19 protein-coding genes are annotated in these 20,835 nt (G+C 59.8%); 2 read left to right on the top strand and 17 right to left on the bottom strand.

The features are described 5' to 3' along the window. Positions 1-10: 10 nt before the first annotated feature. On the bottom strand, positions 11-898 hold the full coding sequence (locus N434_RS23275) for a LysR substrate-binding domain-containing protein (RefSeq protein ID WP_110760477.1): 888 nt from the start codon (positions 896-898) through the stop codon (positions 11-13). 107 nt (positions 899-1,005) lie between these two features. On the opposite strand from N434_RS23275, the gene N434_RS23280 reads away from it, so the two are divergent. Together N434_RS23280 and N434_RS23285 are read left to right on the top strand one after the other, a co-directional pair. Further along, a complete protein-coding gene (locus N434_RS23280) occupies positions 1,006-2,259 on the top strand; it encodes an aromatic ring-hydroxylating oxygenase subunit alpha (RefSeq protein ID WP_110760478.1) in 1,254 nt (417 codons plus the stop codon). Then, positions 2,249-3,340, top strand: coding sequence for an FAD-binding oxidoreductase (locus tag N434_RS23285; protein WP_110760479.1), 1,092 nt, complete (start codon positions 2,249-2,251; stop codon positions 3,338-3,340). The genes N434_RS23280 and N434_RS23285 overlap by 11 nt, the downstream gene beginning before the upstream one ends. Positions 3,341-3,439: 99 nt before the next feature. Here N434_RS23285 and N434_RS23290 read toward each other — a convergent pair whose 3' ends face one another. The 16 genes from N434_RS23290 to N434_RS23365 form a co-directional block, all read right to left on the bottom strand. After that, a complete protein-coding gene (locus N434_RS23290) occupies positions 3,440-4,450 on the bottom strand; it encodes a GlxA family transcriptional regulator (RefSeq protein ID WP_110760480.1) in 1,011 nt (336 codons plus the stop codon). Positions 4,451-4,482: 32 nt separating this feature from the next. Next, complete coding sequence (locus N434_RS23295) at positions 4,483-5,481, bottom strand: 4-hydroxyproline epimerase (protein ID WP_110760481.1); 999 nt, start codon at positions 5,479-5,481, stop codon at positions 4,483-4,485. 9 nt (positions 5,482-5,490) lie between these two features. Continuing rightward, complete coding sequence (locus N434_RS23300) at positions 5,491-6,348, bottom strand: ABC transporter permease (protein WP_110760482.1); 858 nt, start codon at positions 6,346-6,348, stop codon at positions 5,491-5,493. Further along, positions 6,348-7,193 (bottom strand): ABC transporter permease, encoded by an 846-nt coding sequence (locus N434_RS23305; RefSeq protein WP_110760483.1) that lies wholly within the window; start codon positions 7,191-7,193, stop codon positions 6,348-6,350. Before N434_RS23305 ends, N434_RS23300 begins: the two co-directional genes overlap by 1 nt. Before the next feature lie 22 nt (positions 7,194-7,215). Next, entirely contained in the window at positions 7,216-8,307 is a 1,092-nt protein-coding gene (locus tag N434_RS23310; protein ID WP_110760484.1) for a quaternary amine ABC transporter ATP-binding protein, read from the bottom strand. Positions 8,308-8,392: 85 nt separating this feature from the next. Further along, complete coding sequence (locus N434_RS23315; RefSeq protein ID WP_065116628.1) at positions 8,393-9,244, bottom strand: glycine betaine ABC transporter substrate-binding protein; 852 nt, start codon at positions 9,242-9,244, stop codon at positions 8,393-8,395. A 78-nt stretch (positions 9,245-9,322) separates the two neighbouring features. Then, on the bottom strand, positions 9,323-10,669 hold the full coding sequence (locus N434_RS23320; protein ID WP_110760485.1) for an NAD(P)/FAD-dependent oxidoreductase: 1,347 nt from the start codon (positions 10,667-10,669) through the stop codon (positions 9,323-9,325). After that, the gene (locus N434_RS23325; RefSeq protein ID WP_110760486.1) at positions 10,666-12,183 is read right to left on the bottom strand and encodes an aldehyde dehydrogenase; all 1,518 of its coding nucleotides are present in this window, start codon (positions 12,181-12,183) and stop codon (positions 10,666-10,668) included. Before N434_RS23325 ends, N434_RS23320 begins: the two co-directional genes overlap by 4 nt. Then, positions 12,176-13,090, bottom strand: a complete 915-nt coding sequence (locus N434_RS23330) for a dihydrodipicolinate synthase family protein (RefSeq protein WP_065116631.1) — start codon at positions 13,088-13,090, stop codon at positions 12,176-12,178. The genes N434_RS23325 and N434_RS23330 overlap by 8 nt, the downstream gene beginning before the upstream one ends. Continuing rightward, complete coding sequence (locus tag N434_RS23335) at positions 13,087-13,803, bottom strand: GntR family transcriptional regulator (protein WP_110760487.1); 717 nt, start codon at positions 13,801-13,803, stop codon at positions 13,087-13,089. Before N434_RS23335 ends, N434_RS23330 begins: the two co-directional genes overlap by 4 nt. Positions 13,804-14,475: 672 nt before the next feature. Then, positions 14,476-15,423, bottom strand: coding sequence for a LysR family transcriptional regulator (locus N434_RS23340; protein ID WP_110760488.1), 948 nt, complete (start codon positions 15,421-15,423; stop codon positions 14,476-14,478). Between the two features lie 65 nt (positions 15,424-15,488). Then, positions 15,489-16,991 (bottom strand): carboxylesterase/lipase family protein, encoded by a 1,503-nt coding sequence (locus N434_RS23345; protein ID WP_110760489.1) that lies wholly within the window; start codon positions 16,989-16,991, stop codon positions 15,489-15,491. A 1-nt stretch (position 16,992) separates the two neighbouring features. Continuing rightward, positions 16,993-17,781, bottom strand: coding sequence for an ABC transporter permease (locus N434_RS23350; RefSeq protein WP_110760490.1), 789 nt, complete (start codon positions 17,779-17,781; stop codon positions 16,993-16,995). A 9-nt stretch (positions 17,782-17,790) separates the two neighbouring features. Further along, on the bottom strand, positions 17,791-18,666 hold the full coding sequence (locus tag N434_RS23355) for an ABC transporter permease (RefSeq protein ID WP_020811707.1): 876 nt from the start codon (positions 18,664-18,666) through the stop codon (positions 17,791-17,793). After that, positions 18,666-19,721: an ABC transporter ATP-binding protein gene (locus N434_RS23360; protein WP_110760491.1), complete on the bottom strand. Its 1,056-nt coding sequence runs from the start codon at positions 19,719-19,721 to the stop codon at positions 18,666-18,668. Before N434_RS23360 ends, N434_RS23355 begins: the two co-directional genes overlap by 1 nt. Positions 19,722-19,741: 20 nt before the next feature. After that, a complete protein-coding gene (locus tag N434_RS23365) occupies positions 19,742-20,815 on the bottom strand; it encodes an ABC transporter substrate-binding protein (RefSeq protein ID WP_110760492.1) in 1,074 nt (357 codons plus the stop codon). Between the last annotated feature and the right edge of the window lie 20 nt (positions 20,816-20,835).

Genomic DNA, 20,835 nt, shown 5'->3' on the forward strand with positions numbered 1-20,835 from the left:
ACGATTCCACTCAGCCATGCAGCGCGGCGGTAAGCCAGGCCGCCGCGCGATCGGTCGCCATTGTCCTTCGCGATTTGGTTGGCAAGACAACGTTGTAGCGCGCGCCTGAAGGCATTCTGGTGTCATCAAAAGGCACCAGTGTCCCGTCATCCAGAAAGGTCTTCACAAGAAGTCCCCACCCCAGCGCCAGCCCCTGCCCTTCGCGCGCGGCAAAGATGGTTTCGGTATAGTGATTGAAGCGCAGGGTCGGCTTTATCTCGAAGCGGAGATCGAGGCTGGAAAGCCAGTGGCTCCATGAAAGCCAGGACCTGTCTTCAACATCCGTTTCTATCAGTTCATCGGCAGCCGCCAGAGACCCTGCCCCGCGCTTTTCCAGATAACCGGGTGAACATACCAGCATAAGCACATCGTCGCGCGACGCGATGACCGTTCCGTCACTGAACGGAGGAACGCCGTACCGGATGACTATATCGATATCGCCGTCATCAAGGTTGATGCGTGTATCCTGTGAAACGACCCGGATCTGAATTCCGGGGTTCTGCGCACGGAAATCGGCAAGGCGCGGAAGCAGCCAGAAAGACGAAAACGCGACCGTCGCGCCGATGGTGACAACGTCTTTCGCCGATCCCTTGATAGCATCGATCGTCTCCGCGATGTTGACGAAGCTTTGCGCCAATGACGCTCCCAGAGCCTCGCAGGCGGTGGTGGGCTCAATCGCCCGGTGCTTGCGGATGAACATCGGCACGCCCAGCTCATCCTCCAGCAGGGCGATCTGTCTGCTGACCGCCGCCTGGGTGACGCCAAGCTCCCCGGCAGCCGCGGTAAAGCTTCTCCGACGCAAAACCGCCTCGAGCATGATCAGCGCCGTAAGCGACGGCAGGCGTTTGCGAAACTGCATGACACCCTCTTTGCATTACATTTCATTATACAAGCTTGATAATTAATGCCGTTGAGAAACAAGGGATGCAAGCGCAATCTCCATGCAAACAAGCATCAGGGGATATCATGCTAAACAAGCTCGCATCATCCATTTCGTCATTGCTCGATGCCCGCACCAACGGGCATTCCCTGCCCGCCGGTCTCTATACGCGCGACGACGTGTTCGACGCCGACATCGAGGTATTTTTTCACAAGCACTGGATCTGTGTGGGTCTCGACTGCGACGTTCCGGAAGCCGGCGACGCCACGGTGGTCGACATCGGCAGGACCAGCCTCATCCTACTGCGGGACGACGAAGGTGAAATCCGCGTGCTGCACAATGTCTGTCGCCATCGCGGTGCGCGTCTGCTGGACGCCGGCAGCACGATTATCTCGAAGCTCGTCTGCCCCTACCACACCTGGACCTATGAACTGACCGGCGAGCTCAGCTATGCACCGCATATGGGCAAGGACTTCGACAAGAATTGTCACAGCCTGCGGCAGGTGAACTTCAAATCGATCGGCGGCCTGATTTACGTCTGTCTTTCCGACAATCCGCCAGAAGATATCGACCTCCTCGAACGGACGATGGCAGAGCGTCTCGCCCCCTATGACATCCGCAATGCGAAGATCGCACATCAGACCGACGTCATCGAGGATGGCAACTGGAAGCTGACGATGGAAAACAACCGCGAGTGCTATCATTGCTCGGCAAACCATCCGGAACTCTGCGTTTCCTTCGTCGATCTCGACTTCGGTTTCGACCCGGAGACATTGAGCCCCGAAGACCGGGAACAGGCCGAGGAACATTTCCGGCTTTATGAAGAGCGGACAAGGGCATGGGAAACGGATGGCTTTCCCTCCTCGGCCGTCGAACAGCTTACGGATTGCGCAACCAACTTCAGAACGCAGCGTCTGATCATTTCCGGCGCCGGCGAATCCCAGACCCATGATGCGACGGCCGCTTCCGCCAGACTTCTCGGCCATATGACCCGGAAGGATCTGGGCGACACACATCTCTGGGGACACAATTCCTGGAACCACTTCATGGGAGACCATGCGGTTGTTGCAATCGTCATTCCGCTCTCGGCCGGAAAAACCCTCGTGCGCACGAAGTGGCTGGTTCACAAGGATGCCATTGAAGGCGTCGACTATGATCTCGACAAGCTGACCGATGTGTGGATCGCGACCACCGATCAGGATGCGGATCTGGTCGCCCGCTCCCATGCCGGCGCCCTTGATCCCGCCTACCGGCCCGGCCCCTATTCCCGTTTTTCCGAAACCAATCTCGACAAGTTCGCGACGTGGTACATCGACCGGATGCGCGCCAATGGATATTGATCTCGCAACAAGGAAAAGCGGTGCGGTTGCAGATCGCGGCGTGTGGGATCCGGAGCATGACGACACGCTTGTCTGCATCGACGTTCATCAGGAAACCCATGATGTGAAGAGTTTCACCTTCGCATCCCCGCATGGAAAGCGGTTCGATTTCGAAGGCGGCCAGTATTTTCTCTTCGATTTTCCGATGGGGAACGATGCCGAAGCGCGCTGCTACAGCATCTCGTCATCCCCCCACCGGTCGAATGCTTTCAGCGTCACGGTCAAGCGCGTGGCGAACGGTCGGGTATCGAACTGGCTTCACGACAATCTGGCCAGGGGCATGACGGTCAGCGCGCAAGGCCCGCTTGGGCAATTCATCCGCCCGCATGCCGTCTCTTCCAAACTGCTTCTTCTCTCCGGCGGTTTGGGAATAACCCCGGTGATGTCGATCCTTCGCGACCTCGCGGATTGCTGTGAACCCGCAGATGTCGTCTTCATGCACGCGGCGCGGACGCCGCTCGATCTGATATTCCGCGATGAACTGAACTGTCTTGCCGCTCGAATGAAGGGGCTGCGTCTGCAATTTCTTCCTGAAACAGTGCTTGGAGAGCCGTCATGGCCGGGCCTCACCGGCCGCATCACAGCCGAATTCATGAAGCTTGCCGTACCCGATATTGCTGATCGGACCGTCATGTGCTGCGGCCCGGCGCCTTTCATGGCGGCAGCCCGTTCGATTTCATCGGCGCTCGGGGTTCCAGCGCAAAACTATATCGAGGAGAGCTTCGACGCGGCGGTGATCGATGAAACGAGGCTTCCAGCAGGGGAGGCCGCAGCGAGCAGGGTATGGCAGGTTGAATTTCAGAAGCAGGGCCGAAACATTGAAGTGGGAAGCGACCAGACCGTTTTGTCGTCAGCAAAAAAGTCCGGGGTTCGCCTGCCCTCGTCCTGCTCCAACGGCGTCTGCGGCACATGCAAATCAAAGCTGGTGTCCGGCACCGTCGACATGAACCACAATGGCGGGATAAGGCAACGCGAGATCGACGCCGGAATGTTTTTGCCTTGCTGCTCGCGGCCGCTTAGCGATCTTGTCATCGACCGCTAAACACCGGCATGGGTTGAACGGCATCACACACAAGGATGCCGTCTCCCGTTCTTGCAAGCCCCCGGTAATATCGATCATCGGCGCTTCTGACGCACGGAATCAGCGCGCGCCCAGAAAAGTGGAACGCAGGTGTGACGGGGTCTGCCCGAATTCCTTCTTGAATGAGCGTGTGAATTGCGAGGCCGTGTGAAAGCCGAGATCGAGCGCAATATCGGTCAGTGGCAATTTCGTCTGCGTGAGAAGCACCTTGGCACGCTCAAGGCGCACCCGCACATAAGCCCGCGCCGGCGAAATGCCCGCCTCCTTCTCGAATATCCGCTCCAGCTGCCTGCGCGTCACCCCCACGAATGCCGCAAGCTGAGCAATCGGCATATCGCCGTCCAGATGCTGCTCCATCATGATCATGACCGCCCTGAGACGCGTGTCACTGTACTCCTCGTAAAGCGGTCTTCTTGGCTGGATTTCCAGATGGGAGCGCGCCTTCTCGATCTGCAACACTTCAAGGGCGTTTCGCTCCGCATCGGGGCTGATGTGGCGCCGGACGAGAGCTGCCGCCATATCGGCGGCACTGCTGCCTCCGGCGCAGGAACCCCGGCGTCTGTCGAGATTGAAAATCCTGTCCGGCCGGACTGACAGCCCCGGAAACCGCTCCCTGAACGCCTTGGCATGAAGCCAGCTCACGCAGACGTCGTGGTTCTTCATCAACCCCGCTTCAGCCAGAATGAAGGTGCCGGTGCAGATACCGAGCAAGGGAACCTTCCTCGCATCGGCAAGCTTTAAAAACCCTATCGTCTCATGATCGACGGGATCTTCCCTGTTCAGCAATCCGCCGATGACGGCGATATAATCGAACCGGGCGGGATCGACAAAATCCGATGTTGGGGCAACCTGCACGCCGCAGCTTGAGACGATGAGATGGCGGGTACTGCCCAGCACCTGCCAGTCCGCCTTCACCCGTCCCGAGCGATCCTGCTCGTCGCTCGCAAGGCGCAGGGTATCGACGAACATCGCAAAGGCAGACAGCGTGAATGAGCGCGCCAGCACGAAGCCAACCTTGAGCCGGTTTGTCTGGTCCGTTGCCTCACCCTCTTTGTGCTGTTCCGGACGCATCGCCTCGCTCTCCTCGCCGTTGCCTCACCCATTCACGAAATCTGAAACCCGTGGGCGAGCGGGTCGCGATCATCGACATAGATCGTGTTGTGTCCGATGACGCGAGCCCAGGCGCCAATGCTTGGGATTATCCCTTCAAAGGGACCGATATTTGCGGCGCTTTCGACACGCCCTTCGAAGATCGTGCCGATGATGCTCTCGTTTCTATAGGTTGAACCGACCGGCAGGCGTCCTTTTCCATGGAGCTGCGCCAAGCGTGCGGATGTGCCGGTGCCGCCCGGAGATCTGTCAATCGCCTTGTCGCCATAAAACACCGCCGACCGGCCATCGGCACCGCTATCGACAGGCACATCACACCAGATGGCGTGATGCACGCCCCTGATGCGCTCGTCATCGGGGTGGACGGGATCGCAAACACTCTTGAGAGAATGACGAAGCTTCTGGCTGTATTCGATAATTTGCGATGCGGTCATTCCTTCGAAGCCTTCCCAGTGTTTCTGGGGCTCGATGACGGCGTAAAAATTGCCGCCATAAGCGATATCGACGACAAGCCGGCCGATACCGGGGACATCGACCTCGATGTCGCTTTGGTGAAGGTAGCTCGCGACATTATGGAGCCGGACCGCATCAACGAAACCATCCTTCATCGTGTAGGTGACATCGACCCTGCCGGCGGGCGTCTCGATTGCAACGACACCCGGCGTGCGAGGTTTCACCAGACCTTCTTCAATGGCGGCGGTGACGACCCCGATCGTTCCGGCACCGCACATCGGCAGGCAGCCGCTGACCTCAATGAAAAGGACGGCGAAATCACAATCGGCGCGATGCGCGGGATAGATGATGGCGCCCGACATGATGTCGTGCCCCCTCGGCTCGAACATCAGCGCCCGACGGACCCAGTCATGCTCGCGAATGAAGATTTCCCGCCGCTCGCCCATTGGAAGATGCGGCAGTATCGGTCCACCGGCTGCGACGAGGCGGACCGGATTTCCGCAGGTATGGGCATCGATGCAAAAGAACGAATGTCTCACGGGCTTTCCTCAATCCAGTGCGGGTCTCACGACCGTGTTACGATCAAGCAGACCGCGGCTCAGCCGATCGAGAAGAAGTGCGACGGCGACAATCGCAAGGCCGGCACGCAGGCCAAGACCCATTTCCATTCGCGTCAAACCACGTGTGACTTCCGCGCCGAGCCCCCCCGCTCCGACAAGACCGGCAAGCACCACCATGGCCAGAGATAGAAGGATGCACTGGTTGAGCCCGACGAGAAGCGTCTGTCTGGCGAGCGGAATTTCGATCTTCCACAGCACCGAGCGGGGATGAGCGCCGATGGCGCTCCCGAGCTCCAGGAATTCCCGCGGCACCTGATTGAAAGCCAATGTCGTCAATCGCAGCATGGGTGGGATACCGTAAACAATCGTCGCGATGATCGCCGGCACGCGCCCGAGGCTGAAGATCATCACCGCCGGGATCAGATAGACCCAGGGCGGCACCGTCTGCATGACGTCGAGAACCGGGCGGACGATTGCTTCCAGCGTCTTGTGCCGGGAGCACAGGACGCCGATCGGAAATGCGATCGTGACCGAGATCAGGACGGCGACGGTGACCAGCGCCACCGTCTGCATCGACGCCGTCCACAGACCTACGAGCAGGCAGAAACCGAGACACAGGCCGGCAAGGATCGCCGCCCTGACGCTGACGGCAAAAAACGCGGCGATAAAAACAATCACGATCAACGCATAAGGCGGTACCGAAAGCAGCGTCGCCTCAAGGGCCGAAAGGACGGCCTCCACCACATAGCCAATTGCCGCAAAAAGCGGATGCAGGTTGGTGTTGAGCCAGTCGACGGCCGGAGCCAGGAAGGCACCGGGTGAAAACTGCAGGGTTGTATCAGCCATCACTTCCTCCCTGCCCCGATACGGGCGGCACTCTGGGTAATGCGATCAAGCACCATCGTCAGGACGACGATTGCAATCGCACCGTTGATCGATGTGGCGATATCCAGCGTACGGATTGATCCATAGATCGTCTCGCCAAGCCCGCCGGAACCGACGATGCCCGCGATCACCACCATGCCGAAGGCCATCATCAGGCTCTGGTTGACACCGGCCATGATGCTCGGAAGCGCAAACGGCAGGCGGATCTTGAAGAACATCTTGCGCGGCGTCATGCCGATTGCCTCGCCCAGCTCGAGAAACTCGTTTGGTGTCATTCTGATGCCGAGCGAGGTCAGGCGGATCGCAGGGGGAATGGCGACGACAACGGTGGCGATCAGCGCCGTGGCGGGGCCATATCCGAGAAGCGCAATGGCCGGCAGCAGATAAATATAGGGCGGCAATGTCTGGATCAGGTCCAGCCCCGGCTCCATGAACCTGTCGAGCGCGGTGAAGAAACCCGCCGCAATGCCGATCGGAATACCGATGGCCAGCGCCAGCACGGTGGCGGTCAGCACCAGCGCCAGCGTGCTCATGGTTTCCGGCCAGAGACCCATCGCGTAACAGAGAACAAGAGCGAGGCCGCTCAGAACCGCGAACCAGCGATTGACAAGCCGCCAGCCTACCAGCGCCACGATGACCGCCACCAGATAAAAAGGCGGCAGCTCCAGCAGCCAGAGAATACCATTATAGAGACCTTCGAGAACCAGCCGGACATAGTCGAAAAGGGATTCGCCATTCTCGCTCGCCCATTCCAGCGTTGCATCCGTCCATTCATCGAAGGCGTCTGTGAAGCCTGAAGTGTCCATTTCACGAAGCTCCAGCTAAAGATCACGCCGCCGCGCGGTCGTTGTTGGAGGAACCCTTGACGCCCATGAGGAGACTGCGGGGGGTGACGATGCCGACAACCTGCTCGTTATCGACCACGGCGATCGCATCGCGTTCCGACTGCATCGTCAGCGAGATCAGCTCATCGATGTCGGCGTCCGGCGTCGTGCGTACCAGCGTCGAAAGGTCCGAATTCGGTTGGTCCTTCCTGTAGTCGCTGACACTGTGCATGACCGAATGCGCCTTGATCAGATGGAGACGGGAAATACCGGCCACGAATTCCGCAACATAATCATCCGCCGGATTGAGAATGATGTCTTCGGCAGTCCCGGTCTGAATGATCGCACCGTCTTTCATGATCGCGATGCGGTCGCCGATGCGGATCGCCTCATCGAGATCATGGGTGATGAATACTGCGGACTTGCCGAGCTGCTTTGTCAGCTGGCGGAATTCGTCCTGCAGCTGCCGCCTGATCAGCGGGTCAAGCGCGCTGAAGGGCTCGTCCATGAGAATGATTTCGGGATCGGAAGCCAAAGCGCGCGCGAGACCGACACGCTGCTGCATTCCGCCGGACAGTTCCGCCGGGTACCGCTCAAGCCAGTCGGCCAGACCAACCTTCTCCAGAGCCTGCTTTGCCGTGCTGTTGCGCTCGGTCTTTGATATGCCCTGAACTTCAAGGCCGAAGGCAGCGTTTTCAAGGACCGTTCGATGCGGCAGGAGTGCTACGTTCTGAAACACCATACCGATATTCTTCGCCCGCATTTCACGCAGATCGGGCGGCGACAGGGCAGCGACGTCCCGTCCCTTGACCAGCACCTTGCCGGCGCTGGGCGTAATGAGCTTGTTCAGCATGCGGATCAGCGTCGACTTGCCACTGCCTGAAAGGCCCATGATGCAGAAGATTTCGCCGCGCCGAACCTGCAGGCTGGCATTGTTCACACCGACAACGCAGTTGAATTGCTGTAACACTTCCTTCTTGCCAAGCCCGCGTTCGGCAATCGATCGCATCGCGGCGCCCGTCTTGTCGCCGAAGACCTTCCAGAGAGACTGGCAGTCGATCAGGATTTCGCTCGATTGAGCAGCGTCGATTTTCATGGCGGTTCCCTTGAGCCAATTACGCTGGCTTCTCTGGTTGCTTTGACAAAAGCCGCCCGACCGGTGCCGGGCGGCCATTGCGCGATCAGTTCTTCTTGATATTTTCCCAACGCTTGATCAGGTCGGCATGGGCGCCGATCCAGTCCTGCACGGCCTGGTCCATGGTCTTGCCGTCTTTGACCGCACCATTGATCGCGGTGATATCGGCAATCGGCACGTAGACGCTGGCCATGACTTCGCGGGCATGCGGATTATCGGCGGAGAAACCCTTCTGGCCGATCCAGTAATATCCCTGCGGCGGCGGGAAGACGCCCTTCGGATCCTTGAGATATTTCACTTCATATTTCTGGACCATCCATGACGGTTCCCAGACCGTCACCGCGATCCATTCCTTGCGGTCATAGGCCGACTTCAGCGCCGCCGTCATGGCCGCGGTGCTGCCTTCCACCAATTGCAGCTTGATGCCGTAGTCCTTGACGGCGTTCGACGCGTCCTTCATCAGGCCGGAGCCCGGCTCGATACCGATGATCTTGCCGCTGAACTTGTCGCTGTTCTCATTGAGCTGTTCGAGGCTGTCGATCGGCACGTATTTCGGAACCGCGATGCCCTGATAAAGACCGTGCGAAACCGGCGAGATCTTCTCGAGGCGGTTCTTGTTCTTGTTCCAGTAATCCTGGGCCACATAGTCGGTCTGCGAGGCCAGAACCTGAATGTCGCCCTTTGCGAGAGCGGCGTAAGCGATGCCCCATTCGGAGAATTCGGTGACCTTCACGGTATAACCGGAATCTTCAAGGACCTTTTTGGTGATACCGGTAATAGGTGTCAGATCCTCCCAGGACAACGTGCCCATGTTGATGGTCTTTTCTTCCGCACGGGCGGGAAGCATGCTCATTCCAATCATGGCGGCGGCGCAAAGCGCCTTCCACATCGTCTTCATCGCTCTTACTCCTGGTTTCTTGTTCCCATCTTTATTGAAGCCGCGCCCGGCGCGTGCCTCTTATTGCGCGGCGAAGGTTCACCCCTCGCGGCCTGCACGCAATTCCTGCAATCGGATCACGCCATTGATGCCCAGCCATGCAAACGGCTCGGGCGGTATTCGCGAAGGCTGCGGGTGATCCATGTATCGGCTGAGTTCCGGGGATGTCGTCCCGGTCGCAAGATCGGCGGCCATGATACCGGCCAGAGTGCTTTTTACCGTTCCAAGACCGTTCTCGCAGCAGGCGGAGAACAGCCCCTCCTCCACCTCGCCGAAGGCGGGCGCATGGTTGCGGCTGAGGCAGAGACGCCCGGCCCAGCTATGCTCGAAACCGATCTGCGCCAGTTCCGGGAAACGGGCATCGAGCGAACGGCGATGTTCCTCTTTCATCCTGGCCATCCGGTGCTCACCAACGGCAACCTTCGTCTCGTAGGTGTACTTCGTGCGGATGACGATCCGCGAAACGCCATTGGTGGTAATCTTGCGAATGGTTGCTCCCATCGCGTCTGCGGGAAGCAGCGCCCAGCGATCCCGGCCGGAAGCCGAAGAGCCGGACGCACCAGCGGGGAAGCCGGCCGTCATCGAGGCATAGGCGAAGATATGCATCAGCCGGCCGCCGAAATGGCCGAAATCGTCGATATGTCCGTTGACGCCGAGAATAACCTTTGTGGCACTGACCGATCCGGCAGGAGACGAAGCAGTCCAACGTCCATCCTTCCGTGTAAGCGATGTGACTGGCGAGCGTTCGAAAATCTCGATCTTGTCCGCAAGGCCGGCGGCGAACTGGCGCACATAATCGGCGGGCTGGATCAGCACTGTTCCCGGCGTATAGAGCCCGCCGAGATAATAGCTTGACCCGGTAAGTTCCCGCATTTCCTGTGCGTCGAGAAACAGGTGTTTCTCACCGGCCGCCTTCAGCGACTGGCCAAAATTCTCGTTCAGCTTCATGCCGCGCCGGGTGGCCGCCGCATTGGTCTTGCCGGCCGGATCGAAGGTCTCGCGCGACATTCCATAGTCCTGCGCCGCGTCTTTCGCGAAAGCGATGGCAAAGCGGTTCTGCGCCATCTCCACCCGCGTCGCCTCGGCTCCGCCGCTGGAATATTCGCTTGCGGAAAGATTATGCGGAACATCGATCATGAAACCGGAATTACGGCCTGACGTGCCCTTGCCGATTTCACCCGCATCCACCAGCACGATTTTTTCACCGGGGCGAAGCGCCTGCAGACGCCGGGCCGCCGAAAGGCCGGCAAAACCCGCGCCGATAACCAGCCAATCTGCCGATACGGCGCTTTCAAGCTTTTTAAGCGGGAAAGGGCGCTGGCTGATCGCCTCCCAACCGGAGACGCCGTTTTCGACTGGAAGACGTCTCACGGTTCCTGTTGTCATCTGACCGTCTCGTCCACGGAGCGCTCGGAAACATCGATCCAGATCGTTTTCAGCTCGCAGTAATTGTCATGGGCGAAGATCGACTTGTCGCGACCACCGAAACCGGATTCCTTGTAGCCACCAAATGGCGTGCTGGCGTCACCTTCCCCGAAGCAGTTGACGGTGACGACGCCGGCACGGATTTCACGCGACAGCTTTATGGCGTGCCGCAGACTGCCGGTATAGACCGAGGCCGTCAGTCCGTAATTGGTGTCGTTGGCGAGCGCGACAGCCTCGGCCAGCGTGTTGAACGTCGTCACAGACAGGATCGGACCGAAGATTTCCTCCTGGAACAGCCGGCTTTTCGGCGTAACGCCATCAACAACGGTCGGCTCCACAAAGGCGCCATTCTGTGTATCGCCGCCATGGACGACCGAGAGTTTCTCCGCCCTGGCGTCCTCAAGGAACGAGGTCACCTTGTCGAAATGCGCCTTGTTGACCAGCGCGCCGATGCGGTTTTCCGGATCAAGCGGGTCGCCTGTTTTCCACTCCCGCAGATAAGCGCCGATCCTGTTCAGAAGATCGTCCTTGACCTTCGAATGGACGATCAGGCGCGAGGTGGCCGAGCAATTTTCGCCCATGTTCCAGAAGGCGCCGTTGACGACCTGCTCGGCAACCAGATCAAGGTCCTCGGCATCATCGAGAACGACGGCCGGGTTCTTGCCTCCGCATTCGAGAACGACCTTCTTGAGGTTGGAATCGGCGGCATAACGCAGAAAGCGGCGCCCGGTCGGTGTCGAACCCGTGAAAGCGACCATGTCGACATCCATATGCATGCCGAGAGGTTCGCCCACATCCTTGCCGCTGCCGGTGACGACATTGAAAACACCGGCCGGAATTCCGGCTTCATGCGCGAGTTCCGCAACCCGAAGCGTGGTGAGTGTCGTGTCTTCCGCCGGCTTGACGACGACGGAACAACCGGCGGCCAGCGCCGGGCCGATCTTCCAGGCCAGCATCAGCAGCGGGAAGTTCCATGGCAATACACATCCAACGACGCCGATCGGCTCGCGCAGGATCATGGTCAGCGCATTGGAGCCGACAGGGGCAGTGTTGTCGTAGAGCTTGTCGATCAGCTCGGCGTGCCAGCGCAACGTATGAATGGTGTCGGGAATATCGACCGTCTGGCACTCGCGCACCGGCTTGCCACTATCGAGACTTTCCATGACCGCCAGCTCGTGACGGTTCTCTTCGATAAGCTTTGCGAGCCTGAGGAGTACGGTCTTGCGCTCGCCCGGATGTTGCAGACGCCAGCGACCGTCATCGAATGCATCGCGTGCCTTGAGAACCGCGAGATCGACATCCGTGCTGTCGCATGCCGCAATCTTTGCAAGCGTTTCGCCGTTTGCCGGGTTCTTGGTCTTGAATGTCTTGCCGGAACTGGCCGGACGGAATGCGCCATCGATAAAAGCGCCCGTCGGAAACTGGAGATCGGCGGCAATCGCCTTGTATTCGGCGGCGGTCAACGGTTCATGCATGACGATTGGCTCCCGACGTGATCTGGCCGACGGTGCGCTTCAGCGTGGCGACAACCGTTTCTAGGGTTCGTTTTTCTTCGGAATTGAGCGGACGCAGCGGGGCGCGAACCGGCCCCGACTTGAGGCCAATGATCTCGCAACCATGCTTGATCGACTGAACGAATTTGCCACATTCAAGGAAATCCATGAGCGGCAGCATTGCGGTCATGATCGCCCGCCCCTTGTCGAAATTCTTTTCGATGACGCAGGCCTCATAGAGCGCGACATGTTCTTTCGGCAGGAAATTCGAGCCGGCGCAGACCCAGCTTCTCGCGCCCCAGGCGAAGAATTCCAGCGCCTGATCGTCCCAGCCGCAGGACAGGGCGATATGCGGGAACTTCCGGGCAAGCAGATGAAGGTTCGCCATCTCGCCGGAGCTTTCCTTGATGGCGACGACATTCCGGGACTTGCCGACGCGCGAGAAATATTCCTCACCCATCATCACGCCCATGCGTGCCGGATAATTGTAGAGCATGATCGGCAGATTGGCGGCGCGGTCGACGGCAAGCGCGTGAACCGCGTTCTCGCGCTCGGTCGGCAGCGCGTAGGGTGGGGTCGAAACCAGAATTGCATCGGCGCCGATCTCTTTGGCCGCCTTGGCATATTCAACGGAATCTTCCGTCCGCGTCGCGCCGGTCCCGATGATCAGAGGCAGCCGGGCGCCGATGACCTGCTTGGCGTGGGCCGCAAGCTCGAAGCGCTCCTGACTTGTCTGGGCATAATATTCACCGGTGGAACCGCCGACAATGATGCCGTGAACGCCCGCTTCGATCAGCGATTCCAGAACCGCGGCAAATGCTTTCCGGTCGATCTGTCCACTTTCGTCGAGCGGCGTTATCGCCGGCGTGTAAATCCCCTCAAACTTCACGATGACTTCTCCAGTGATTGCATGGTCGGACCACCGAGAACCGCATCGGCCTTGATCCCCTGCGGCGCGATGAACATTTCCATGTTCTCGCGCGACAGCTCCCAATGTTCGAAAACGAGGTCGACGACTGCATCCTCGTCGTGAGCGCTGAGTGCCTCGATGAAACTGTCATGATGTTCGACCGCCAATTGCAGGCGCCGTTTCATGTCCTGATTCCGGGGCCGAAAGAATGTGTGACCGATGCGCGCGTGATCGATGAGAAGACGGCCAAGGCTCGGCTGAAGATAGGCGTTGGCCGACATTTCGCCGAAAATCTCGTGGAAGCGATTGTTCTGCAGAACCATGCCCAGCGCATCCTCGTCGCCGCTGGCTTTGCGGAACCGCTCCTGGGTCTCCTTCAGGTCGGCAAGCTGGACCGGCTTGAAATTCTGCACCGCCAACCGCCCGATCGCGGCATAAATCATCGGCGCGACCTGGAAGAAGTTGCGAAGCGTCGTGTGGTTCATCGGGATGACACGCGCGCCCCGGTTCTCACGAATATCGATATATCCCTCGCCGGCCAGCCGACGAAAAATGTCACGCACCGGCGTCCGGGACAGGCCGTAATGTTCGCTCAGGGACACTTCATCGAGATCCGCGTCCGGATCGAGCTCCATCGTCAGAATCTGCCGCTTCAGATCCTCATAGAGACTGCTCTTAACGGTCTTCGCCATCGCGTAACTCCGAGCTTCCTGATGTTGATGAAGCGAAGATTGCACGGGGAAAACGGAACGTCAAGCGATTGTGTACTTAAAGTACACATTAGGTGCAATTTAAAAATACATTTTGAAAGTGGCGTAGCGAAGACCAACGCTGGACCTCGTTGAAAACAATCAAAAAGAGATGCGGTGACGGCCTCTCCAGCCAGTACTCAAAGGGATATCGTGCCGCTACAGCCAGATCTATCGTATCCACGGCGACGTCTGCACGCCTCTCGATCGAAGCCATGATATCCGAGACCCACGCGTGCCGTGCGGGACAGTTGTTTTACACCGCCGCATACGCCCAATATGTTCATGGCCTGCCTCATTGGCAGTCAATTTGTAATTCCCATCCATTTCATGGCTTCAAAAGATGCATGTTCCAAAGTGACCCGACTTTGGGGAAGGTAGTCTTGCAAGGCTGCGTTTCAACGCAACGTCGGGAGCCTCATGCCCGGAATTGACCATTGCCATTCAGATCGGAGCGGAAGGGAGGGTCGCGACCAGCAACATCGGCGAGGCGACATTGCTGGTGATCTCGCAGTACGAGATACGGTCTTGGAAATATTCTGATCAACGCTGAAGCTGGGAGCAACGCTCCTTCGGCATCACGCGCGACCGGCCGCGTCAATTATCCAAGAAAATTCAGTCGAACAATTGGACCTGCGAGATTTTGTCGTACACCACCGCATGCGGAATATCTGCCGCCATTCGTCTGGCTGTGGCCACCAGTTGCTCCACTTCGAAGATGACCGGCCGGCCAGCCGCCGTTACGAGGCCCCACTGGAACGGTATGTGGAATGAGAGAGGCAGAACGCGGACACCCTCCACCGGCAGACCCCAGAGGGTGATCGATTCGACTATTGCGACACCGATCCCCATGCGCGCCAGCGAGAGGGAAACATAGGTGGCGTTGCTGTCGATCACGGACGAAAGGTCTACGCCGAGACTGGAGAGTACATTGTTAATCCGCATGCGGAGGCGGAAGGGGTTTGCTGAAGCGATAAGCCGGTTCCCGGCAAGGTCTTCCGCGGAAATCATCGCCTTTTGCGCCAGGGGATGATCCTGCGCCACCACGGCCACGCACGGTACTTCGCCCAGCCAGTGGATGTCAATGCCGGGATTATCGAGCGGAAGGCTGACCGCGCCCAGATCCGCCGTGCCCGCCATAACGGCCTGAACGACATTTTCCGAGGAGATGCTTTGCAGATGCACATGATCGGGAAACCGGTCCACCGGCAAGGCGGCCAGCGCCCTTGGCAAAAGGCTGGATGCAATCGCCGGGATGGCTGCCACCTCGATGGCTGTGCGACGCGCGGCCTGAATGCGCCTCGCGCTTTCGCTGATTGTTCTAAGGCCCCCGAGGAACAGTTCCGCCTGGGCAAAAAAAGCCACGCCCTTTTCGGTGGGGTTGATGCGGGGGCCATTGCGATGCAGCAGCGCAAACCCGATTTCGCTTTCAAGGTCCTGAATGAGACGCGTCACGACGGGTTGAGACTTGCCCAGCGCCTTTGCCGCTCCCGTTATGCTACCGATCGAAACCACGGCCACGAAAGCTTCGAGCTGCCGTGTATCGAGATAGTCAGATACCATTTTCCACTCCGCCCCGAGACATGTGCTTCTTCCGTATCATCAACGCGCTATACCGGCCCGCGATCTCAATGGCCAGCCGGTTCGCCGGTCTCCAGCCAAAGCGCCTCACGCCCGTCAAAGGGGTCGATAGTAACGCCAAACCCCACCGGACCCGCTCGCAGAACCATTGGTTTTTCGGCACGATAAAGCGGCCACTCACCATTCGGAGCGGCGGGCCGCTCATCCTTTATAAATGAGGCCCACAGATCGTGGATCGCTGTTGCAAAACCCGCGTCCGCCACCCGCTGACGCTGAGGCAACTCGCGGCAGTCGAAGCCACCGCGATACCAGACCGGGCCAACCTCCGCCCCGTGTGGCGCGCCCAGTTCATCGGCACCCAGCGAGCCGTAGAGATATTTATAGACAGGATTGAAACGGGCATGCAGCTTGGCAAAACGAATGGCTGGAAGCTGGAAGACCAGATCGCCGGCCACCGCCCGCCATATGCCGCGAGGACTATGGTTCGGCAGGATGCGGCGATAACGTTCGACAATGCCGGAACCGCTAAAACCGCAGGGCAGCACGCGTTCATGCAGAAGCTCCGCACAGAGCACGAAATCCATCTCTGGCTGCGCTGTCCCGTGGGTGACATATTCCCCCGTCGTACAGCCGATCATCATCGGCACGGCGGCGGTGCGCCCCATATGCGCGGCGGTTTCAGGATGTTCCGGCAGGCTCACGCCATCGATGACCGGAACAAAAGGCACACCGAGCATCGACGCCGCTCCGTCTCGGGCAAAATCGTGCTGTTCATAGGACTGGTTGCAGAGATCGCGCTGGATTTCGAGCAGCCGGTGCATGGGCAGGGCCTCAAGCGCGGCATCGCCGGTATTGGCAACCGCCAGAAACCGCTGCCTCAGCTTCCCGGCATCCTCCATGCAGGCGACCCCCGTACTTGCCCCGCTTTGCGGCATGGCCCGATGGAAAAGCCCCTGGGCTTGCGGCATGGCCATCAGCGTCGCGACCGCGAAGCCGCCCGCCGAGCGCCCCGCCAGCGTCACCCGATCGGGATCACCTCCGAAGGCGGCAACATTGTCGCGCACCCATCCGAGTGCTGCGACAAGATCGAGCAGACCGCGATTGTCGGGCTTGCCTTCGACATGAAGGAAACCGAGCGCACCCAGGCGGTAATTGACCGTGACCTCGACAATGCCGCTGGCCGCGAAAGCGCCGCTCTGCAGCACCGGTTCATTGGCCGAACCGACCGCATAACCGCCGCCATGGATCCAGAACAGCACCGGCGCCCTGCCCGCCGGATCGGGCGTGCGGATATTGACGGTGAGGAAATCCTCGCCGAAGGCCAGTTTCGAGGTCGCGGCAGCGCCCACCGGGCCGTAAGTGGGAATTTGCGGACAGACTGGGCCAAGCCGGGTCGCGTCCCGCACGCCCTGCCATGGCGACACGGGCTGCGGCGCTTCGAAGCGGCGTTCGGACGTGACGGGCGCGGCATAGGGCACACCGAGAAAGGCGTGAATTCCGTTTTCCAGACTGCCCCGCAATGTACCGGCTGCCACTTTCACCATCGTCATGTCACAGCACCTTGCGCAGCCCGATCAGCCGCTCGACCGCCACCACCACCACAACCGAAATCAGGATGAGGATGACGGACAGAGCGGCAATCTGCGGATCGGTGGAATATTCCAGATAATGGTAGATTTCGGTCGGCAGCGTCGAGGATTTGACCGAGACGATGAAAAGCGAGATCGTCGCCTCGTCGAAAGAAATCAGGAAGGCGATGACGGCACCGGCGATGAGGCCGGGCCGGACCAGCGGCAGGGTGATGCGCCACAGCACCATGGCGGGCGATGCGCCGTGAACGCGCGCCGCCTCCTCGATACGGCGATCCACCGCCATCAGGCTCATGGTGATGGTGCGCACCGTATAGGGCGTGGTGATGCCGAGATGCGCGAGGAAAATGCCGGTATAGCTGTCCAGCAGGCCGAGCGGCCCAAGCACCAGCATCACGCCGACGGCGAGCACGATATGCGGCACGAGGAAGGGTGCGAGGATGAGGAAATTGATCGCGCCCTTGCCGCGGAATTCGTGCCGTGAGAGCGCCAGCGACAGAAGCAGCCCCGCAAAGATCGAGACGAAACCGACAAGCAGGCCGATGCCGAGGCTGCGCCAGAAGGCAGAGATGAATTTGGCATTGGCGAAAACCTTGGCATAGGAGCCGAAGGACAGGCTCTCCGGCGGAAAAGCCAGATATTGCCGCGTATCGAAGGAAATGATCAGGACGACGATGATCGGCGCCAGAAGAAACAGGTAAAGCAGTGTCAGCAGAAGCGCGTGGGCGAGGCGTCCGAATTTTGTGTCCATGGCCCGGCCTCACGTCTCAAGCGCGCGCATGGCGCGCTGATAAATCACGATCACGCTGCCGAACAGCACGAGCAGCAGCACCGAAAGTGCAGCCGCCAGCGGCCAGTTCAGCGTCACCGTCGCTTCGTTATAAACCTCCGTACCGATGACGAAAACGCGGCCGCCGCCCATCAGGCGCGGCGTGACGAAGGAGGAAATCGCCAGCACGAAGACGAGAAGCGCTGCGGTGAGAACGCCGGGCAGCGAAAGCGGCAGCACGATGCGGGTGAACACGCGCAGGCGGTTCGCGCCGAGCATGGCGGCGGCTTCCTCCAGCTGCGTGTTCAACCGGCCGAAACCGCTCAGCATCGCCAGGATCGCATAGGGCATCAGGATTTCGATCAGCGCGACGGTCGCGCCGAAATAGTTATTGGTGAGCCGTATGACACCGTCCGTCAGCCCGGAGGATTGCAGCGCCGTGTTGATGACGCCCCGATCCCCCAGAATGACCATCCAGCCATAGGTACGCACCACCGAGGAGGTGAGAAGCGGCGCGACGGCAAGCGCTGTCAGCACCCCGCGCCAGCGGCTTTGGGTGCGGGCGAGGAAAAGCGCGATGGGATAGGAAAGAACGACCGCGAAAATGGCGACATTCACCCCGAGATAAAGCGTGTTCCAGGCGATCTTCCAGTAAAACGGGTCGAACAGCACGGTTCTGTAGGATTCGAGCGTCCAGTCGCCGCCGCGAAGGGCGGCCATGGACGAGGATGCGAAGGACGCGCGCACCAGCCAGATAAGCGGCAACAGAAACGTCGTCAGCAGTGCGATGAGGCCGGGCAGAAGCAGGAGAAGCAAAACGCCGCGATGCGACGTGCCGCCGCCGGAAGCATGGCTTGCCGCCGCCATCAGGCCGCCTCCCCGATCAGCGTCACATCCTCGGGCGCAACGGAAAGCGTCACGCGCTCACCCTTTGCCGGCAGAGTGGCGGCATGGGTGGGCAGGTCGGCCTGAAGGCGATGATCGCCGGCGCGCACGCCGAGCGTCAGCATCTGCCCGCGATAGGTGACGTGCTCGACAATGCCGGAGAAAGCATTGACGCCATCGCCAAGGAGAAAGCGATGCGGACGAACCAGAAACCGCGCTTTCTGGCCGACCGGGACAGCGCCCGAGAAATGCAGGAAGCCGAGACCGGGAATCTCCGCACGGCCCGGCGCAACCACGGTGCCCGTAAGGAACGAGCCGGCGCCGATGAAGGAAGCGACGAAATCGGTTTTCGGCCGGTCGAAAATCTCGCGCGGCGTGCCGATCTGCTCCAACCGGCCTTCGGACATGACGGCGAGACGGTCGGCCATCGAAAGGGCCTCATCCTGATCATGGGTGACGAAAATGCTGGTGACACCGGTGCGGTTCTGGATATCGCGGATTTCATCGCGCATTTCATCGCGCAGCTTGGCATCGAGATTGGAAAGCGGCTCATCGAACAGCAGCAGAGCGGGTTCGATGACAAGCGAGCGGGCAATCGCCGCCCGCTGCTGCTGGCCGCCGGAAAGCTGGGAGACGCGCCTTTCGCCGAAGCCGGAAAGCTTGACCAGATCGAGCGCCTTCGCCACCCGCTCCTTGCGCTCCGACTTCGCAACGCCGCGCATTTCCAGCCCGAAGGCGATGTTTTCGGCGACATTCATATGCGGGAACAGGGCATAGGCCTGAAAGACCATGCCCATATTGCGCCTGTGCACCGGGGTTGCGGAAATATCGCGGCCATCCAGCCGGATTTCGCCCGAGGTTACCGGAATGAGGCCGGCGATCATGCGCAGGATCGTCGTCTTGCCGCAGCCGGAAGGCCCCAGCAGCGCCAGCATTTCCCCGCGCGGCAGGGAAAGGCTGACGTGATCCACGGAGGGCTTGAGGGCGCCCGGATAGGTCTTCACGAGATTGTCGATCTCGACATGATGATCGGCCATGGCGTCCTCTGCTTCCTGTCTCAATTCGCCGCGATGACCTCGCGGTTGATCCGCTGTATCCACGCCGAATATTTGTCCGCCACGAAGTTCCAGTCGAGGGAAGACTGCGCGGCCTGGGCTTCCTTGCTGCCATAGATGCGGGCGGCAACGGGTTCGCTCAGGGAAACCTTGCCGTTGACCGGACCATAGAAGCTCTTTTCGGCGAATGTCGCCTGCGCCTCGGCGCTCAGCGCGTAATTGACGAAGAGTTCGGCGGCCTCCTTGTTGGCGGAGCCTTCAACCAGACCGATCGTGTTCGTCTGGCCGATGGAGCCTTCCTTCGGCAGGGCGATCCCGATCTTGCCGCCCTGCGTGTCGTGCAGATATTGCGCGCGGCCGTTCCAGCAGATGGAAAGATCGACTTCGCCGCTCTGCACCACCGCATAACAATCCGGTGCGGGCTCGAAGGTCGAAACGCTCGGCGCAATCTCCTTCAGGAAATCGATACCCGGATCGATGGAGGTCTTGTAGTCGCCGCCCTTCAGCTTGGTGAGGATCGGCAGCAGAATGACGCCGCGCGTATCGGAAAGCTTGGCGGCAATCTTGCCCTTGTATTTCGGATCGGCGAGATCGGCCCAGCTGGTCGGCGGCTCCTTCACCGCCTCGGTATTATAGAGGATGGCGAGATTGTCCTGTGAAAACGCGATGGCGCGGTCGTCATCGATGCGCGCCCATTCCGGCTGTTCGGCAAGGTTCGGCACCCTGGCGGGATCAAGCTTGGTGAACAGCTCTTCCTTGTTCGCCTTGATCGCCACCGAAACGTCGATCAGGGCGACATCGACCTTCGGCTCGGCGCGCTGAAGGGTGAGAAGCGCCAGCGTTTCGGCCGAATTCTTGCTCTGCTGATAATTCACCTCGATGCCCGGATGTTTGGCCTTGAAGGCATCGATGATGAATTTCTGGTAGTTATCGGCAAAGACGCCGGAGAAGCCGACGATGTTGACGGTGCCCTTCGTCGCATCCTGCGCGAAGACGGTGCCCGAGAGCGATGCGATCCCGGCGGCAACGATGCCGACGACGAGAGCGGCCTTGCGGCGCTGATGAGCATTTTTCATTTCAGTTGCCTCCGTTTGTT

The organism is Rhizobium sp. UGM030330-04 (assembly GCF_003208455.1).
Classification (GTDB): Bacteria; Pseudomonadota; Alphaproteobacteria; order Rhizobiales; family Rhizobiaceae; genus Agrobacterium; species Agrobacterium rhizogenes_A.

What these genes read in the sequence shown, in the direction of transcription:
- N434_RS23275 (WP_110760477.1), bottom strand. Translation starts at nt 898, where the DNA reads ATGCAGTTTCGCAAACGCCTGCCGTCGCTTACGGCGCTGATCATGCTC.
- N434_RS23280 (WP_110760478.1), top strand. Translation starts at nt 1,006, where the DNA reads ATGCTAAACAAGCTCGCATCATCCATTTCGTCATTGCTCGATGCCCGC.
- N434_RS23285 (WP_110760479.1), top strand. Translation starts at nt 2,249, where the DNA reads ATGGATATTGATCTCGCAACAAGGAAAAGCGGTGCGGTTGCAGATCGC.
- N434_RS23290 (WP_110760480.1), bottom strand. Translation starts at nt 4,450, where the DNA reads ATGCGTCCGGAACAGCACAAAGAGGGTGAGGCAACGGACCAGACAAAC.
- N434_RS23300 (WP_110760482.1), bottom strand. Translation starts at nt 6,348, where the DNA reads ATGGCTGATACAACCCTGCAGTTTTCACCCGGTGCCTTCCTGGCTCCG.
- N434_RS23305 (WP_110760483.1), bottom strand. Translation starts at nt 7,193, where the DNA reads ATGGACACTTCAGGCTTCACAGACGCCTTCGATGAATGGACGGATGCA.
- N434_RS23310 (WP_110760484.1), bottom strand. Translation starts at nt 8,307, where the DNA reads ATGAAAATCGACGCTGCTCAATCGAGCGAAATCCTGATCGACTGCCAG.
- N434_RS23315 (WP_065116628.1), bottom strand. Translation starts at nt 9,244, where the DNA reads ATGAAGACGATGTGGAAGGCGCTTTGCGCCGCCGCCATGATTGGAATG.
- N434_RS23320 (WP_110760485.1), bottom strand. Translation starts at nt 10,669, where the DNA reads ATGACAACAGGAACCGTGAGACGTCTTCCAGTCGAAAACGGCGTCTCC.
- N434_RS23325 (WP_110760486.1), bottom strand. Translation starts at nt 12,183, where the DNA reads ATGCATGAACCGTTGACCGCCGCCGAATACAAGGCGATTGCCGCCGAT.
- N434_RS23335 (WP_110760487.1), bottom strand. Translation starts at nt 13,803, where the DNA reads ATGGCGAAGACCGTTAAGAGCAGTCTCTATGAGGATCTGAAGCGGCAG.
- N434_RS23340 (WP_110760488.1), bottom strand. Translation starts at nt 15,423, where the DNA reads ATGGTATCTGACTATCTCGATACACGGCAGCTCGAAGCTTTCGTGGCC.
- N434_RS23345 (WP_110760489.1), bottom strand. Translation starts at nt 16,991, where the DNA reads ATGACGATGGTGAAAGTGGCAGCCGGTACATTGCGGGGCAGTCTGGAA.
- N434_RS23350 (WP_110760490.1), bottom strand. Translation starts at nt 17,781, where the DNA reads ATGGACACAAAATTCGGACGCCTCGCCCACGCGCTTCTGCTGACACTG.
- N434_RS23355 (WP_020811707.1), bottom strand. Translation starts at nt 18,666, where the DNA reads ATGGCGGCGGCAAGCCATGCTTCCGGCGGCGGCACGTCGCATCGCGGC.
- N434_RS23360 (WP_110760491.1), bottom strand. Translation starts at nt 19,721, where the DNA reads ATGGCCGATCATCATGTCGAGATCGACAATCTCGTGAAGACCTATCCG.
- N434_RS23365 (WP_110760492.1), bottom strand. Translation starts at nt 20,815, where the DNA reads ATGAAAAATGCTCATCAGCGCCGCAAGGCCGCTCTCGTCGTCGGCATC.